We start from the raw sequence: 18248 nt of genomic DNA, 5'->3' as shown, positions 1-18248 counted from the left end.
CGGCCGCCGGTTCGGCGGGTCGGCGCGGCAGGTCGGGCGGGGGCGCTCATCGCCGACCACCGCGCCCAGCCGCCCGGACCGGTCCGGCCGGGTCGACACCTCCGCTACGGTGCAACGCGAGTTGGCGGTCGGCCTCGGCCTGCAGGCGGTCCTTGTCGGCGACGATGACCGTGCCGGGATCATTGTCGGGCAGCTCGTCCTCGACGTCGCGGATCGGTCGGTAGGCGATGCCGACGGCGGCGAGGGCGAGCGAGCAGAGCCCGGCGACGATCGCCGCGAGCGCCATGCCGCGACCCGGTCCGGTGCCGACGACGGCCGCCAGCACACCGTCGGGCGACACCATCGGGGCGAAGACGTGCTCGGCGAGCGGACCGGCGGAGAGGAAACCGGCCGGCACCATCAGCCAGGACAGCATCTGACCCATGGACAGCACCCGTCCCTGCAGCTCCAGCCCGACCTTGGCCTGCACGATGGCCAGCCAGTGCGTGTTCACCAGGGCCGTGGCCAGGCCCATGCCGAACAGGCCGAGGGCCGGGAACAGCGGGTGCGGGTGCAGGCCGACGGTGAGCAGCGACGCGCCGAGGAGCACGACGCTGGCCAGGATGCCGGTGGTCCGCCGTGCCGTGCCGCCCCACACCCCCATGAGGACCGAGCCGACGAGCATGCCGATGCCGCTGGCGGCGAGCACCCGGCCGAGCACAGCCGGGTCGCCGAACGACAGGGTCAGCGGGGTGACCAGGACCTCGACCATGGCGAAGAAGTAGTTCAGCGACGCGGTCAACACGACAAGCGCCACCAGGCCGTGCCGGCGGACGATGAACCGCCAGCCGCCCAGGACCGCCCGTCGGAACGACTCCTCCTGCCGCACGAACAGGGTGTTCGGGAAGCGGACCGACAGGGTCACGGCCACCGCGGCGGTGAAGGTGAGCAGGTCGATGACGACGATCCCACGCAGCCCGACCGCGATCACCAGCGCACCGCCGAGCAGCGGTGCCAGCACCGTGCTCGTCGCGGTGGCGAGGGAGACGATCCCGTTGGCACGCCCGTAGTACCGCTTCGGCACCAGTTGCGTGACGGCCGCCAAATAGGCGGGTAGCTGGAAGGCGGTCGCCACCGCGGTGACGGTGATGGCGGTGAACACGTGCCAGAGTTGGAGCTGGCCGAGCCACAGCAGCAGGGCGAGGCTCACCGTGCCGGTCGCGGCCAGGCAGTCCGCGATGATCATGATCATCCGTCGGTCCCACCGGTCGGCCAGCGCACCCGCCACGGGGGACAGCACCACGGCGGGCAGCAGCGCCAGGACGGTTGCTGTGGCGAACAACGAGACCGACCCGGTCTGCTGGTATACCCACAGGCCCATGCCGAAGCCGGTCAGCCCGCTGCCGATGAGCGAGACGAGCTGACCCATGGCGATCAGGTAGAACACCGTCAGGCTGGGCATCGCACGACGTGCGGCGGGCGGGGTGCGATCCTTCGCCGGCTCCGGGACCGCCGCCACAGCCGCGTCGGCCTGCGGGGGCGCGGCGTCGGCCGGCGGCTGGACGGGCATCGCGGTCGACGGATCGCAGGTCGCCAGGATGATGCGCGCCACCTCGGCGGGCTGGTGTTTGGCGAAGTAGTGCCCGGCCCCCTCGATCACCTCCAGCGAGACATCGTCGGAGAAGAACTCCCACTCCAGGTGCCGCTCCTGGTACAGCTCCGTGGCGCGGTCGCCGCTGCCGACGACACTGACGATCGGGGCGGACAGCTTCCGCGGCAGACCCTCGGCGTAGACAGCGGTGTAGTAGTCCTCGACCCTCGCGGCGTCGGCCAGCACCACCCGCATCACGAAGTCCTTCTCGCGCTCGTCGAAGACCTCGGTGAAGAAGCCCATCGCGCGCAGCGCCTCCAGGGTCCGCCGCTTCGACCACCAGCGTTCCATCGGGAACCATCGGCGCAGCCAGGTGAACAGCCGGCCGGGCAGTCGCGGGGCGGGGAAATGGGCGCCGACGACCACCCCGGTCAGCTCGACGCCGGCCGCCTCCAGCCGGCGGGCCAGTTCCACCGCCTCGGCACCGCCCACGCAATGCCCGTACACCGCTACCGGACCGGTGATCTGGTCGAGGACCTCGGTGACACAGCGGTCCACCAGCTCGTCCATGCCGAGCAGGGGCTCGTCCGGGCGGTTCAGGTCGTGGCCGGGCCGCTCCAGGGCGTACAGCGCCACACCCGCCGGGAGGGCGTCCGCGAGCGGCTGGAAGGTGATCGCGCTACCACCGCCGAACGGTACGCAGAGCAGTGTCAGCCGCGTCGACGTCGCCGGTCGCGACGGGGTCAGCTCGTGCAGCAGCCGCCCGGCGGACCCCCCGGTGGCGTCCAGGTGTTCGGTCAACGCCCGGATCGTCGGGTGGCGGAACAGGTCGAGGACGCTGATCGCCGGATCGTTCCCGGCGAGCGCCTTGATGGCCTTGAAGGAGTCGCCGCCGAGGTCGAAGAAGTCGTCGTCGATGCCGACGGTGTCGTAACCGAGCACCCGCGCCCACCGCTCGGCGAGAGCCTTCCGCAGCGGGGTGTCGGGCGGCGCCGCGCCGACACCGGCCCCGTCGCGGACCGGTGCCGGCAGGGCGGCCCGGTCGACCTTGCGGTTGGCGCTCAGCGGCATCCGGTCGAGCACCACGAACGCGGAGGGGATCATGTAGTCGGGCAGGTAGGTGCGGGCGAACGCCCGCCAGGGCGTCGGGTCGACGTCGAAGTCGGGTACGGGGTCCGGTGCTGCCGCGCTGTCCGCTCCGTCCACGTCGGTGGGTGTCCCGGTGGTCAGCGTCAGGTAGGCCACGACACTCTTCTCGCCGTCGTCCTCGCGGAGCACCACGGCGGTGTCGCGGACAGCCGGGTGGCGGCGCAGCACCGCCTCGATCTCACCGAGTTCGATGCGGAAGCCGCGCACCTTGACCTGCGAGTCGCTGCGGCCGGCGAACTCGATGCGGCCGTCGGCCAACCACCGGCCGAGGTCGCCGGTGCGGTACAGCCGGCCAGCGGAGAACGGGTCCGACACGAACCGCTGCGCGGTGAGCTCCGGGTCGCCGAGGTAGTCGCGGGCGAGTCCCGCGCCGCCGAGGTACAGCTCACCGAGTACGCCGACGGGGGCGGGGGCGAGCTGCGGGTCGAGTACGTAGGCGCGCACATTGCCGATCGGGCGGCCGATGGTGAGGTGCGTGAAGCCGGGCTCGATTCGTTCCATCGTGGACCAGACGGCGGCCTCGGTCGGGCCGTAGAGATTCCACAACGCGCCCACCCGTTCGGCGAGCTGCCGGGCCAGCGGTGCGGACACCGCCTCGCCGCCGCACACGGCTGTCAGGCCGGGCAGTCCGGTCCAGCCGGACTCGATCAGCAGCCGCCAGGTCGCCGGGGTGCCCTGGGCCAGGGTGACCCCCTCCGCGCCGAGGAGTGCGGCCAGTCGCGGCGCGTCGTAGCCGACGTCGCGGCCCACCAGCAGCATCCGGGCGCCGACAACGAGGGGCAGGAAGAGTTCCGGTACGGACATGTCGAAGGCGAAGCTGGCCATCGCGAGCATCGTGCCGTCGCTGGTCAGGCCCGGCCGTTCGCGCATGGTGGACAGGGTGTTGACGACCGCGCCGTGCGTCACCCGGACCCCCTTGGGGTGGCCCGTCGAGCCGGACGTGTAGATCACGTACGCGAGGTGGTCCGGCCCGGCGAGCGGCTCGGGGTCGGTGTCCGGCCCGCTCTGCCGAGTTGCGTCGCTGAGCAGTACCTCGCCGGCGTACCCGGCGAAGCGGTCGGTGAGACCAGCCTCGGTGACCAGGACCGTGGCGCCGCTGTGCGTCAGCACGTACCGCTGCCGCTCGATCGGATAGTCCGGGTCCACCGGGACGTACGCGCCGCCGGCCTTGAGCACACCGAGCAGCGTGACCGGCAGGTCCGCGGAGCGGTTGAGGCAGACGGCGACCGTGGCGTCGGGGCCGACGCCGACCCGGCGGAGCCGGTGCGCGAGCCGGTTGGCCCGGGCGTTGAGCTGGGCGTAGGTGAGGGTGGTCGCCCCGAACGTCACGGCGGGCCGGTCGGGGTTCGTGGCGACCTGGTGTGCGATCAGCTCGACCAGGGTCGGTGTCGCACCGTCCCGGCCGGTCGTGCCCCAGCCGAGCGGGGCGGCGGTGTCGTTCCACTCGGTGACGCGGGCCAACTCGGTGGGGGTGAGGACGGCCAGGTCCGCCAGCCGGACGCCGGGGTCGGCGACGGCGGCAGCGAGCAGCGTCTCCAGGTGTCCCATCATCCGCTCGGCGGTGGCCGCGTCGAACAGGTCGGTGTTGTACTCCAACCGGAACCGCAGCCCCTCGGCCACCTCGTACGCGTACAGGGCGAGGTCCTGCTGGGCGATGCCCGGCTCGACGGCGAACTGGACCATTCGCAGCCCGGTCGTCCCCAGGTCCCGCTGCTCGGGGAGGTTCAGCAGGTTGAACATCACCTGGAACAGCGGGTTTCGGCTGAGGTCGCGGGGCGCGTCGACGAGGTCCACCAGTCGCTCGAACGGCACCTCCTGGTGGTCGTACGCGCCCAGCGCGGTGCGCCGTACCTGCCGGAGCAGTTCCTCGAAGGTCCACTCGCCGTCGATCGAGGTCCGCAACGGCAGCATGTTGACGAAGAAGCCGACCATGGGTTCAAGCTCGGCGCGGACCCGCCCGGCGACCGGCGTGCCGACGCAGATGTCCCGCTGGCCGGTGTAGCGCCACAGCAGCGCCTTCAGGGCGGACAGCACCGTCATGGCCAGGGTGGCACCCCGGGCCTGGCTGAACCGGCGCAGTTCGTCGGCGGTCTGCGGGGGCAGGACCCGGGCGTGGACCGCGCCGTGGAAGGTCTGCACGGGAGGCCGGGGCCGGTCGGTGGGCACCTCCAGGACACTCGCCACCCCGTCGAGCTGCTCGCGCCAGTACCGCATGTCGTCGCTGTCGGCGTCCGCCAGCCGGCTGCGCTGCCACCGCGCGTAGTCGCCGTACTGGACGGCCAGTTGGGGTAGCGGCGAGGGGCGACCGTCCAGGGCAGCGTCGTAGAGGGTGGCCACCTCACCGGCGATGATGCCGAGCGACCAGCCGTCGGAGACGTTGTGGTGCATGGTCAGCGACAGCACGTGCCGGTCGTCGGCGATGCGCAGCAGCACGGCCCGGAACAGCGGCCCGCGGGCCAGGTCGAACGGGCGGCCGACGTCGGCGGCCAGGGCGGCGTGGGCCCACTGCGGCACCGCGTCGGCGACCGCCGGCTCCACGATGCTGCGGGGAACCGGGGACGTGTCGTCCGCGCCCGTCGGCGCGGTCACGATCGGCAGGTCGACCGGGCCGGGCGGCAGCACCTCCTGCACGGGGTCGCCGTCTGCACCGAGCGGGAAGACGGTACGCAGCGACTCGTGCCGTCGGGTCAGCTCCGCGAGGGCCCCGCGCAGCGCGTCGACGTCGAGGGCGCCGTCCAGCAGCAGTGCCGTGCCGACGGTGTAGGCGTTCTGCTCGTACGCCTGGTCGAGGAACCACAGCCGGTGCTGCCCGGAGGCGAGTGGCGCCGGTCCGACGTCGGGTTCGGCGCGCGGGATGGTCGGCACGGAGGTGGGCTGCTCGGGCGCGGCGGCGGGCGCGGTGCCGGTCGCTGGCAGAGCCGCCGCGATCCCGGCGACGGTCGGTGTCGCGAAAACCGCCTCCAGTGGCAGCGCGACGCCGAGCCGGGCTCGCAGCCGTACGACGAACTGGGTGGCCAGCAGCGAGTGCCCGCCCAGCTCGAAGAAGTTGTCGAGCGCCCCGATCGGCCGGATTCCGAGCAGCTCGGTCCAGAGTTCCGCCACGCACTCCTGCGGGGGCGTGCTCGGGGCGACGTAGGCCGTACTGACTGCCGGCCGGTTGCCGACGTCGACGGGCTCGGGCGCCTGCGGGTCGACCCGGGCAGCGGGCGTGGGATCCGCCGTGCTGTTCCGGGACGCCAGCTCCACCCAGTAGCGGTGCCGCTCGAAGGGGTAGCCGGGCAGCGCCAGACGGTTGCGGGGCCCACCGTGAAACGGTCGCCAGTCGACCTGCACGCCGGAGAGCCACAGCCGGCCGACCGCGTCGAGCATCGTGGTGAGGTCGTCGGCGTCGGTACGCGGATGCCGCATCGCCGCCACCACCTGGCCGGGTCGCACTCCGGCCAACCGGGCCAGGCCAGCGAGGGCGTACCCGGGGCCCAACTCCGCGAGGACGACGTCCTGCTCGGCGAGCAGCGCGGCCGACTCGGCGAACCGGACCGGCTCCCGCAGGTGCCGCACCCAGTACGCGGGGTCCGTGACCTGCCCGGGAGTGACCGGACCTCCGGTCAGGTTGGCCAGGTACGGGCGATCCGGCTCGTGGTAGGTCACCCGGCGTGCGTGGTCGGCGAACTCGTCGAGCACCGAATCGAGCAGGGGGGAGTGGTATCCCCGGGTGACCCGCAGCGGGCGGCACTCGACCGCGTCGGCGGTCAGCCGTCGGCGCAGCTCCTCGATCGCCGTCGGAGCGCCGGACAGCACGCACAGCTCGGGTGCGTTGACGGCGGCCAGCGACAGACCGTCCGTCAGCAGCCCGGCCACCGCCGTCTCGGGCAGGCCCACCGCGAGCATCGCCCCGACCGGGGTCCGTTCGACCAGCTCACCGCGGGCGCTCACCAGCCGCACCGCGTCGTCCAGGGAGAAGACACCGGCGAGGCACGCCGCGACGTACTCGCCGAGGCTGTGTCCCACCATCAGGTCCGGGGTGACCCCGCGGGCGAGCAGCGACCGGGCGAGGGCGTACTCGGTGACGAACAGCGCGGGCTGGATCAGCCGGGGCCGCGCGAGCAGCCGCTCCGCCTCCGGATGGCCGTCGGGCGCCGGGCACAACAGCGTACGCAGGTCGAGGCCCAGGTCGTCGCGGAGCAGTTCGGCGCATTCGTCCACCACCGCCCGGTAGGTCGGCTCCGCGCGGTACAGGCCGGCGCCCATCGCCACGTGCTGGGCGCCATGCCCCGGGAAGGCGAACACCAGCGCCCGCCGGCCGCCAGGATGAGCGCCGGTGAACTGACGCTGCGGCTCGTCGAGGGCGACCAGCGCGTCGGCGCGGTCCGCCGCGACGAGGAAACGCCGGTGGGTCATCGGCTGGCGCCGACCCAGGTTGGCCGCCACGTCGGCGAGGTCGACCTCGGGGTACGCGCCGAGCCAGTCGCGGACCTGGCGCGTCTGCTGCTCCAGCGACTCGACCGTACGCGCCGACACGACCAGCAGTTGCGGCCCGGTGGCCGGCGTGGCCGGCGGCGCGGCGGCCGTGGCCGGCGGTTCCTCCAACACGACGTGGGCGTTCGTGCCACCCATGCCGAACGAGCTGACCCCGGCCCGGCGTGGGCCGTCGCCGGGCCACGGCCGGGCGGTGTCGTTCAGGTAGAACGGGCTGTTCTCGAAGTCGATCGCTGGGTTGGGTCGGCTCACATTGATGGTCGGCGGCAACGTACGGCTGTGCAGCGCCATGATCGTCTTGAGTAGGCCGGCCACACCGGCCGCGGCGTCGGTGTGCCCGATGTTGGCCTTGACGGAGCCGAGGGCGCAGAAGCCCTGCTCGTCGGTGCCCCGCCGGAACGCCTCGGTCAGGGCGGTCACCTCGATGGGGTCGCCGAGGCTGGTACCCGTGCCGTGCGCCTCCACATAGCTCACCGACCGGGGGTCCACGCCGGCCGACGCGAGGGCGCTGCTGATCACCGCCACCTGGCCGTCGACGCCCGGCGCGGTGTAGCCGGTGCGGCGGGCGCCGTCGTTGTTGATCGCGGAACCGCGGATCACCGCGTAGACGGTGTCGTTGTCCGCGACCGCGTCCTCCAGCCGCTTGAGCGCGACGATGCCGACCCCGCTGGAGGCGATGCTGCCGCGCGCGTCGACGCTGAACGGCCGGCAGTGCCCGTCAGGGGAGTACACCCCGCCGTCGTGGTAGAGGTAGCCGCGCCGCTGCGCCGGGAAGACGCTGACCCCGCCGGCCAGGACCAGGTCGGACTCGCCGGTCAGCAGGCTCTGCCGGCCGAGGTGCACGGCTACCAGCGAGGTCGAGCAGGCCGTGGCCACGGTGACCGCGGGGCCGGTCAGGTCGAGTTTGTAGGCGACCCGGCTGAGCAGGAAGTCCTTGTCGTTGCTGATCGACAACTGGTGCTCGCCGATGGTGTGCACAAGCTCCGGGTGGCTGCTCAGGTTGTCGAGCAGGTACGTGCTGCGACCCGACCCGGCGAACAGGCCGATCCGGCCGGCGTAGTCGGACGGGTCGTAGCCGGCGTGCTCCAGCGCGTGCCAGGCACACTCCAGCAGCATCCGGTGCTGCGGGTCGAGGGTCTGCGCCTCCCGGGGCGTGAAGCCGAAGAAGCCCGCGTCGAACTCGTCGATCCCGGGCAGCCAGGTGCCGGCCCGGACGTACGCCGGATCGTCGAGCCGGGTCGGGTCCGCCCCGTCGGCCAGCATCTCCTCGACGGTGAACTCCCCTACCGACTCCACCCCGGTGCGGATGTTGTGCCAGTACTCGTCGATGGTCTGCGCGCCGGGGAAGCGACAGGCCATGCCGACGACGGCGATCAGTCCGCCGGGCTGGCCGGTGTGGCCGGTCGCGCCGGTCGTTGGTCGGGCGTCGCGGACCGGCGCGGCGGCCGGGGCGGTCGTGCCGGTGGTGGCGGTGGTCAGAAAAGTCGCCAGGGACTCGACCGTGGGGTTCCGGAACAGGTCGGTGACCGTGACGACGTCACCGAGCTGCGCGCGCAGCCGTTCGAGGACGGCCAGCAGGCGCATCGAGTGGCCGCCGAGGTCGAAGAAGTTGTCCCGCGTCCCGACCTGCGCGACGCCGAGCACCTCGCCCCACACCTGCACGACCAGCCGTTCCAGGCGGATCCGGGCGGAGTCCCAGTGCGCTGGGCCGGGCTCGGCGAGGGCGGTCGCCGGTGGCGCTGGTTCGACAGTGGTCCGCCGCCGTGGCACGGTTCGACCGGCCGCGGGCAGCGCCGCAGCGTCCACTTTGCCGTTGCGGGTCAGCGGCAACGCGTCGAGGAAAACGAAGGCCGCGGGCACCAGGTAGGACGGCAGCTCGGCGGCGAGCGCCGTCCGCAGGGCCGCCGCATCGGTCTCCGACCCGCCAGCCACGTACGCGACGAGTCGCGGGTCGTCCGGGTCGTCCCGGCGCAGCTGCACCGTCACGTCGCTGTCCGGCCGGCACCGTCGGATCGCCGCCTCGATCTCGCCGCACTCGACCCGGTAACCGCGCAGCTTGACCTGGTTGTCGGTGCGGCCCAGGTATTCGAGGTTCCCGTCGGGGCGCAGTCGCACGAGGTCACCGGTGCGGTACAGCCGCGCGCCGGGGACGGACGAGAACGGGTGCGGGACGAACCGCTCCTCCGTCAACGTGGGCTGGTGCAGGTAGCCGCGCGCCACGCCGGCTCCGCCGACGTACAGCTCGCCGACCACGCCCACCGGGACCGGATTCAGCCAGGTGTCCAGCACGTACAGCTCGGTGTTGGCGATCGGTCGGCCGATCGGCACCGACCCGTCCTGCGGGGTGGCCGGGTCGACCTCGTACGCGGCGCAGCCGACCACGGTCTCCGTCGGTCCGTATTCGTTGACCAGCTTGGTGTCAGGGGCGTGCGCCCGCCACGCCGCCACCTGGTCGGCCCGCAGGTTCTCGCCGCCGATGACGAAGCACCGGGTGCGGTCGGCCATCTCGGCGGGGCCGAGCTGGTGGCTGACGAGGTCGAGCTGGGCCGGGGTGATCTTGACCAGCCCGAAGGCCGGCCGCTGGTGGCGCAGCGCCTCGCCGAGCGCCTCCGGGCCGAGGTGATCTCCGAGCATCAGCACGGTGGCCCCGCTGGTGAGCGGGACCAGCAGGCTCGTGACGGTCAGGTCGAACCCGACCGACGAGTGCAGCGGGACGTTGTCCCCGGGCCGCAGCCGGTAGGCCTGGGCGGCCCAGCGCACGTAGTTGCAGACGCCCCGATGGGTGACCATGACGCCCTTCGGGCGGCCGGTGGACCCTGAGGTGTGGATGACGTACGCGAGGTCGTCCGCCGAGGGCACCGGACGTCGTCGCGGCCGTCGCCGCGGGCCGGCGGCCTCCCGACCGGGTTGGGCCCGCGCGACCGGCGTGTCCACGGCGGGCACCAGCAGCGCCCTGCCGTCGGGCACCAGATGTGCCAGCTCCGCGCAGGTGAGAACGACCGGGGCGGCCGCGTCGTCGATCAGGTGGCGCAGCCGGGCGGGCGGGTTCGCCGGATCCATGGGTACGTAGGCCGCGCCGGCTCGCAGTGCGGCGAGCACCGCCACCGCGAACGACACAGAGCGCGGCAGCAGCACACCCACCAGGCTGCCGACGCCGACGCCCCGCCCGCGCAGGGTCTCCGCCAGCGCCTCGGCCGCCGTGTGCAGCTCGTGGTAGCTCAGCACGGTGCCCTCGTCGGTCACCGCTACGCCGTCGGGGGTCCGGCGCGCCTGCCGCTCGATCAGTTCGTGGACCAGATCGTCGGGTTCGGCGCAGGTAGCGGTCCCGTTCGCCTCCACGACGAGCTGCCGGTACTCCTCGGGGATGAGCATCACGGCCGAGCCGACCGGTGCGCCCGGGTCGGCCACCAGCGAACGCAGCAACGTCTGGAAGTGTCCGGCGAGGCGGGCCATCGCGTCGTCGTCGAACAGGTCGGTGCGGTACTCCAGCACGGTCCGCACGCCGTCGTTGTTCTCCCGTACCGAGACGGTGAGGTCGAACTTGGCGGTGGTGCAGGGCATCTCGATCGGGGTGACGTCGAGGTCGTCGAGGCTGGGCGGTGTGGCCTCGCGGCCGTACACGAACATCACCTGGAACAGCGGGGTGAAGCCGGGCCGGCGGGCCGGGCGCAGCGACTCCAGCAGCGTCCCGAAGGGAAGCTCACCGTTGTCCAGGGCGTCGAGGGCGGCGGTGCGCACCCGTCCGAGCAGCGTCTCGAACGAGGGGTCGTCGTCCAGTCGGGCCCGGACGGCGACGGTGTTGAGCAGCAGTCCGACGAGCTTCTGCGCCTCGCCCCGCCGACGGTTCGCCACCGGCGTGCCCACCACGACGTCGCGTTGCCCCGTCCAGCGCGCCAGCAGCACGTGCAGGACGGTGAGCATGACCATGTACGGGGAGACGCCGACGCGTCGGCACAGCGCCAGCAGGCCGTCGGTGGGCACGTCCAGCGGGACCGACAGGGTGGCACCCGCGCCGGACGGCACCTCGGGCCGGGGGCCCCGGTTGGGCAACTCCAGGACGGCGGGCGTGTCGGCGAGCTGCGCGTGCCAATGGTCGCGCTGCGCCGCTGCCTCGGCCCCGCGGAGCCAGTCGTGCTGCCACGCCGCGTGATCGCGTTGGTCGACGGCGACCGGATCGAGGTCCGCGGGCCGTCCGCCACGGTGTGCGGCGTAGAGCCGTTCCCACTCGTCGTGAAGGATGCCGAGCGACCATTCGTCGACGGCGACATGGTGGAACGTCAGCAGGAGCACGTGCTCCTCCGGCGCGCAGCGCAGCAGGCTGGCCCGCAGCACCGGTCCGCGTTCCAGATCCAGCGGGATGCGCGTCTCCGCGTGCATCCGGGCCTGCATCTCCTGGTCGCGTTGCCACGCGGGCAGCCCGCTCAGGTCGTGCACCCGCAACAGCCCCGGGTGCGGCTGGTGGACGACCTGGACGAGGCGCTCCGACGGCCCCACGGTCGCGTCGGCAGGTGCCAGGGTGGTACGTAGCGCGGCGTGCCGGGCCACCAGCTCGTCGAGCGCCGCGGCCAACGCCGCCACGTCCAGCGGCCCGATGAGCCGGTACGCCAGCGGCACCAGATAGCTGGCCGGCTCGGGGTCGAGGCGGCTCAACGACCACATCTGGCGTTGCTCGTGAGTGGCCGCGACCGGGTCGCCCGCAGGGTCGAGCCGGCGTGACGTGACGGGCGCCGCCTGCCGAGACCTCATGACGTCGGTCATTGCGTCCGTCTCCTCCTTGGTGCCAGCAGCGGCCGGGGCCCGGCCCAGCAATGCTCGTGACATGGGTGTCCGACCCTGCTTCGACGGTCGGCCGACGTGGGTGGGCCGGGCTGTCAGAGCGGCCACGGACACGGTGCGGGCCTGCTGTGACACGACCGACCGATTGGTGGCCCGCGGCTCGGAAGCTACCCAGACCGGTGTCGGTGAACAGTCGCTCATGCGACAGCTGTCGTTCTTCTGATGCGGTTCCCTGTCACATAATTGCACTCATGATCTTTGATGGGATCCGCAGAAAGTGCTGGCCGTCGATGCGTTCGGTGCGGGCCGTTGCGCGTTCGTCCATTGCCGTCGGTCGCACGGTTCGAAACCGTGCACGGTCGACTGGATAAGAGAACTCCGACGGGTCAAGGCTGCCCCGCGTCCAAGCCGTCGTTCTCGCCCACCAGAACGGCCTCGGCTGAGTGGGAGGATCACCTGCGCCTCCAGCCGGGCGGCGGTCACGGCCCCAAGGTTCCCAGGCGACGTCCGGAAATGGGCGACCGGCCCGGCCGGAGCCGAGGCGGTCGGTTGCGGGGCGTGCCCCGATAACGAGCGACCTGCTCCTCCAGTGCGGTCGGCGGACGATCACCCGGTCCCGCCAGAGCGTTGACGAATCCGGCGAGCGCTGTGCTCGGGTTGACCGGGGTGCCGCCCGGGTCAAAGCCGCGCAGGTTGACGTAGAGCTGGCCGTCGGGAAAGTGCGAGGCGACGCGGTGCGCCCAGTGCACCGCGAGCGCGGTCTTACCCACCCCGGCGGTGCCGGAGACGATCGCGAGACCCATCGCGGTCGGCTGATCCGCCGCCCGGGCCAGGATCTCGTCGAGGCGAGCCAGCGCGCCGGCTCGGCCGACGAAGCCGAAGCCGTCTGCGGGCAGCTGCGCCGGCATACCGCCCGAGGCGGCCGGCGTCGGCGCCCCGGCGAGGAACCGGTCCCGTTCCGGCCCCCGCAGGCCGAAGGCGTTGGCCAACAACAGCATCGTCGCGGGTCGCGGCCGCGCGATCCGTCCCGCCTCCAGGTCCCGGAGGTGCCGGACCGACAGCCCCGTCTTCGCGGCCAGACCCTCCTGCGTCAGCGCGCTGCACCGCCGAAGCTCCCGTACGGCCTCCCCGAACACGGGGATCACGGTATCGACGGCGGTCAGCGTGGGCAGTCGGGCATGCGACGCAGGACCCTCCGATCCTCGGTCGGTAGCGGGGTGAACCGATGCACCCACACCGGATCACGGTGACGTAATCGACCGCGAGGCCGCGTTCGGGGTGATTCGACTCCGTCGACCGCTGCGGTTCCCTGACCCCCGTCCCGACCAGCGGGAAGGTTGGCGTTTTCCGGTAACGGTCAGGTCACGAGGTATTCCCAAGCCGGGTGCCTCTCGCTAACTTCAGCCAAGGCATGAGGTCAGACCTCATTCCTCATGCCTCCAACCTGATGAGGTGAGTTGACGAGTGCAGGAACCCGCCCCCCGCTATGCCGGATACCGGTCCTTCGACTACTTGACGGAGCACGTTGACTACAAGGTCTTCGAGCTCGCGCCACAGATTGGCCGGGTGCCAGAACATGACCTCGGCCTGAGCGACGACCAGCGAGCCCGGGTCTCCCGGCTGCTGCACGAGCACATGGCCATCTCGCTGCACGAGCACCCGAAGATCCTGCCGGCCGACGTGTCGCAGCTGCGCGACTACAACCGCACCGGCCGCAACTCGTTCGGTTTCGAGGGCCTGGCCCGGTCCGGCCTGACCGCGGTCCTCGACAACTTCATGAACGGCACCGGCTGCGTGACCAGCGAGCACGCCTGGAAGTGGGACGACGTCATCTACGACATCGGCCTGCGCTTCGCCGACGTCGCCAAGCAGGACCACGTGGTCGTGGCGACCACGCTGGAACAGATTTTCGAGGCCAAACGCAACGGCCAGATCGCCCTGGTGGCCGGTCTGGAAGCGGCCACGATGATCGAGAACGAGCTGGACCGGATCGACATCCTGTACGGCTTCGGCGTCCGCCAGATGGGCATCGCGTACAGCCAGGCGAACATGCTCGGATCCGGCCTCTCCGAGGACCGCGACGGTGGGCTGACCCACTTCGGTCGGCGCGCGGTGGACCGGATGAACAAGCTCGGCATCGCCATCGATATCTCGCACTCCGGCGACCAGACCTCGCTGGATGTGATCGAGGCCAGTCGGGTGCCGGTGTTCATCACCCACGCCGGTGCCCGTTCGGTCTGGAACACCCCTCGGATGAAGCCGGACGAGGTGATCCGGGCCTGCGCCGAGCGGGGTGGCGTGATCGGCATCGAGGCCGCTCCGCACACCACCCTCTCGGCAGGCCATCCACACCATTCGATCGAGTCGGTGATGGACCACTTCACCTACTGCGTCGAGTTGGTCGGCATCGACCACGTGGCGTTCGGCCCGGACACCAACTTCGGTGACCACGTCGGGCTGCACGACAGCTTTACCCAGCACCTGGCGATCGGGAAGGCCCACGGCGTGGTGGACCACCCCCGGGTGCCCTACGTGAGCGGCATGGAAAACCCGGCGGAGTGCTTCAGCAACATCGTCGGGTGGCTGGTCACGCACGGTTACTCCGACGACGAGATCGCCAAGGTCATCGGCGGCAACATCATCCGGGTTCTTCAGGAGGTTTGGTGAAAAAGACAGTCAAAGGTCGGTGGCGGCTCGCTGTCGCGCTCGGCGTGGCGGCCACGCTGGCTATCTCCGGCTGCGGTCTGAACGAGGACAACTCGTCCTCCAGCAGCTCGCCGTCGGACTCGGTGTTGCGGATCGGCACCACCACCGACGTGAGCAACTTCAACCCGCTCCAGTCGCTCAGCAAGACCGACTCGTGGATTCTCAACGCGATGTACCCGCACCTGCTGCGGATCGACGAGAACGCGAAGAAGGCGCCGGAGCTGGCCAAGGAGTACCGCTACGAGGACGACGGCAAGACCGCTGTCTTCGTGCTGCGCGACGACTTCAAATGGACCGACGGCAAGCCGGTGGTCGCGGACGACGTCAAGTTCAGCGCCGAGATGATCATGAAGTACAAGCTCGGCAACGTCGCGGCGAAGCTGACCTGGGTCGAGTCGATCGAGGCGCCGGACGCGGCCACGGTCAAGTTCAAGCTCTCCCAGCCGTACGCGCCGTTCGCCGAGGGCGTCGGCTTCTGGATGTCGATCGTGCCGAAGCACATCTTCGAGCCGGCCGGCGACCTGTCCAAGTTCCCCAACGACTCGAACTGGGTCGGTGCCGGGCCGTTCGTGCTGGAGAGCATGACCAAGGGTCAGCGCTATGTCATGAAGCGCAACGAGCACTACCCGCTCGCGCCGAACGGCAAGGCCGCGGTCAGCCAGGTCGAGTACCGGGTCTACCCGGACGTGAACACCATGATGCTGGCGCTGCGCAACGGTGACATCGACATGATGGGCACCCCGGTGCCGATCTCGGCGGCGAAGACCTTCGAGAACGACGAGAAGATCAAGCTGAAGAAGGTCGGCGCGCTCGGCTTCGCGCACCTGACCTACAACATGAAGAACAAGAACCTGGCCGCCCAGGAGGTCCGGCAGGCGCTGTCGATGGCGGTCGACACCAAGTCGATCATCTCGGCTGTGCTTCAGGGCGACGGCCAGCAGATGGCCGGTCCGATCTCGCCGATCTTCTCGGAGTACGACAACACCGAGATCCAGCCGTACCCGTTCGACCCTGAGGGCGCGAAGGCCAAGCTGAGCGCGGCGGGCTACAAGGACGCCAACAACGACGGCTTCTTCGACGAGCTGAAGTTCGGTGTGGCGTGCGACCAGTCCAACGCGAACCTCACCCGCGTGGTGCAGCTCTTCCGGGAGAGTGCGGCCAAGGCCGGCATCAAGCTGGAGAACGAGTGCGTGGAGCGGAACACCTTCCTCACCCGCACCAAGAACGGCGAGTACGACATCGACGCCTCGCAGTGGGGCGTGTTCGACAACCCGATGGACCAGCTGCGCAGCACCTACCTGTCCAGCAACCCGGGTGGCATCAACTACAACCTGCTCAAGTCGGCGGAAGTGGACGCGCTGATCAACGATGCGGCCGGCACCACCGACCCTGAGGCGTTCAAGACCAAGATCAAGAACCTTGACAAGGTCGTGCACGAGCAGGCGTACCTGACCCCGCTGTACGTGGAGAACTTCCAGTTCGCCTACAACGCCAGCAAGTTCACCGGCTTCGTCCCGTCGCCGTCGGACCTGCTCGGCATGGTCACCGCGTACTCGCTGGCCCAGGTCACCCCGGTCAAGTAACCCAGAACTAGAGGGAAAGGAGGGGTCCCCCATGGTGCGTTTCGTACTCAGCCGGGCGCTGAAGGCAGTCCTGACCATATGGATTGCGATCACTTCGACGTTCTTCCTGCTCCGGCTCCTGCCGGGGGACCCCACGACCCTCATGGTCGAGGGAGACATGACGCCGGAGATGCAGGCGGCACTGCTCAAGACGTACGGCCTGGACCGTCCGCTGTGGGAGCAGTACGTGTCGTACCTGCGCGAGTTGGTCCAGGGCAACCTGGGCATCTCGTTCCGGCAGATCCAGCCGGTCACCGACATCATCCTCGAGCGGCTGCCCTGGACGTTGCTGCTGGCCGGCAGCGCCTTCATCCTCACCATCGCCGTCGGTATCCCGATCGGCGTGACCGCCGCCGTCAACCGCGGCAAGTGGCTCGACCGCGCGTTGCAGGGCTTCGGGATCAGCGCGAACGCGCTCTTCGTGCCGAGCGTCGCCATCCTGCTGCTGGTCTTCTTCGGGGCGCAGCTCCGCTGGTTCCCGATCGGTGGGGCGATCGACCCGGACACCCGGGGCGTGGCGGCCTACCTGAGCCTGGCCCACCACCTGGTGCTGCCGGTGCTGTCCCTGGTCCTGGTGCAGCTCGGCCCGTACGCGCTGACCCTGCGCACCAACATGATCGAGGTCCTCGGTGAGGACTACATCCGCGCCGCGCAGGCCCGTGGTCTCTCGGCCCGGCGTCGAGTCTGGAAGCACGGCCTGCGCAACGCGATCCTGCCGGCGCTGACCCTGATGGGTCTGCAGTTGGGCACCCTGGTCGGTGGCGCGGTGCTGACCGAGACGGTTTTCGCCTTCCCAGGGGTTGGCCGGCTGATCTACGAGGCGGTCGGGCAGCAGGACTACCCGGTGATCCAGGGGGCGTTCATCATGCTCGCCGTCACCGTGGTGATCGCCAACGCGCTGACCGACATGCTCTACGCGGTCCTCAACCCCCGGATCCGGCTGTGAGCGCGCGGAGCCTGGCGGGGCGGATCCCCGCCTCCGCGAACACAGAACTCGACGCGAGCGCCCCGGCCGGTGCGCGTCGCCCGGACCCGTTCGCCGCCACCAACGAAGGGAGGGTGCCGTGAGCGCCCCCGTGCTGACCGAGCAGGCACTGCCGCCGGCCCCGGCCGCGCCCAAGCGGTCCTCCTGGTCCGGCTACCTGCGTCAGCCCACTGTGGCGCTGTCGGTGCTGGTGCTGCTCGTGATGGCGCTGATGGCGGTCTTCGCGTCGGTGATCGCCGACGAGCCCAGCGGCGCCGGCCCGGACGTGCTGCAACCCCCGTCCGGGGCGCACTGGTTCGGCACCGACGACCTCGGGCAGGACATCTTCGCCCAGGTGGTCTGGGGCACCCGGACCAGTCTGGTGATCGGCCTGGCCGCCTCGCTGATCGCGATCGTTCTGGGCACCGCGATCGGCCTGGCCGCGGCGTACTTCCGTCCGATCGACTCGGTCGCCATGGTGATCACCGATGTGATGCTCGCGCTGCCCACCCTGCCCTTGATGATCATGCTGGCTGCGGTGGTGAACCCGAGCGTCTGGACGCTGACCCTGATCATCGGATTCTTCGCCTGGCCGGAGGTGGCCCGGCTGATCCGATCGCAGGGCCTGGTGATCAGCTCGATGCCCTACATCGACGGGGCCCGGGTGCTCGGTGCCACTGGCTGGCGAATCGTCACCCGGGAGATCCTGCCCGCGGTCGTCTCGCTGATGGTCGTCAGCGTGCTGATCACCGCCTCCCGAGCGGTGATCTCCGAGGCTGGCCTGAGCTTCCTCGGCCTCGGTGACCCGGACGCCTGGTCCTGGGGACGCATCCTGCTCAACGCCCAACGCAGCGGCACGATCGCGATCGCCTGGTGGCAGACGCTGTTCCCGTCCCTGGCGATTCTGTTCCTGGTGCTGGCCGCGACCCTCGCCGGTACGCGGTTCAACGACACCCGCGACCCGCGCCGCAACGGAGGCTGACCC

6 protein-coding genes are annotated in these 18248 nt (G+C 70.9%); 4 read left to right on the top strand and 2 right to left on the bottom strand.

Annotation, left to right across the window (positions count from 1 at the left end):
• Positions 1-46: 46 nt before the first annotated feature.
• Together OG811_RS30625 and OG811_RS30620 are read right to left on the bottom strand one after the other, a co-directional pair.
• Complete coding sequence (locus OG811_RS30625; protein WP_406070710.1) at positions 47-11953, bottom strand: amino acid adenylation domain-containing protein; 11907 nt, start codon at positions 11951-11953, stop codon at positions 47-49.
• Positions 11954-12450: 497 nt separating this feature from the next.
• Positions 12451-13107, bottom strand: a complete 657-nt coding sequence (locus OG811_RS30620) for a helix-turn-helix domain-containing protein (RefSeq protein WP_406070708.1) — start codon at positions 13105-13107, stop codon at positions 12451-12453.
• 328 nt (positions 13108-13435) lie between these two features.
• Between OG811_RS30620 and OG811_RS30615 the strand changes: the two genes are divergently transcribed.
• From OG811_RS30615 to OG811_RS30600, 4 genes are all read left to right on the top strand, one after another.
• Positions 13436-14638, top strand: a complete 1203-nt coding sequence (locus OG811_RS30615) for a dipeptidase (RefSeq protein ID WP_406070707.1) — start codon at positions 13436-13438, stop codon at positions 14636-14638.
• Positions 14635-16260 carry an ABC transporter substrate-binding protein gene (locus OG811_RS30610; protein ID WP_406070705.1) on the top strand — a complete coding sequence of 542 codons (1626 nt, stop codon included), beginning with the start codon at positions 14635-14637 and terminating at the stop codon, positions 16258-16260. The genes OG811_RS30615 and OG811_RS30610 overlap by 4 nt, the downstream gene beginning before the upstream one ends.
• A gap of 31 nt (positions 16261-16291) precedes the next feature.
• Positions 16292-17245, top strand: coding sequence for an ABC transporter permease (locus OG811_RS30605; protein WP_405431489.1), 954 nt, complete (start codon positions 16292-16294; stop codon positions 17243-17245).
• A gap of 118 nt (positions 17246-17363) precedes the next feature.
• Positions 17364-18245, top strand: coding sequence for an ABC transporter permease (locus tag OG811_RS30600; RefSeq protein WP_406070703.1), 882 nt, complete (start codon positions 17364-17366; stop codon positions 18243-18245).
• Positions 18246-18248 lie beyond the last annotated feature (3 nt).

Source organism: Micromonospora sp. NBC_01638 (assembly GCF_045209745.1).
Classification (GTDB): domain Bacteria; phylum Actinomycetota; class Actinomycetes; order Mycobacteriales; family Micromonosporaceae; genus Micromonospora.
The sequence above is the reverse complement of the archived record's forward strand: the minus strand, read 5'-3'. Positions and strand labels throughout refer to the sequence as shown.

Excerpts from the sequence above, each read along its gene's own strand:
- OG811_RS30605 (WP_405431489.1), top strand. The coding sequence starts at position 16,292 with ATGGTGCGTTTCGTACTCAGCCGGGCGCTGAAGGCAGTCCTGACCATA.
- OG811_RS30625 (WP_406070710.1), bottom strand. The coding sequence starts at position 11,953 with ATGACCGACGTCATGAGGTCTCGGCAGGCGGCGCCCGTCACGTCACGC.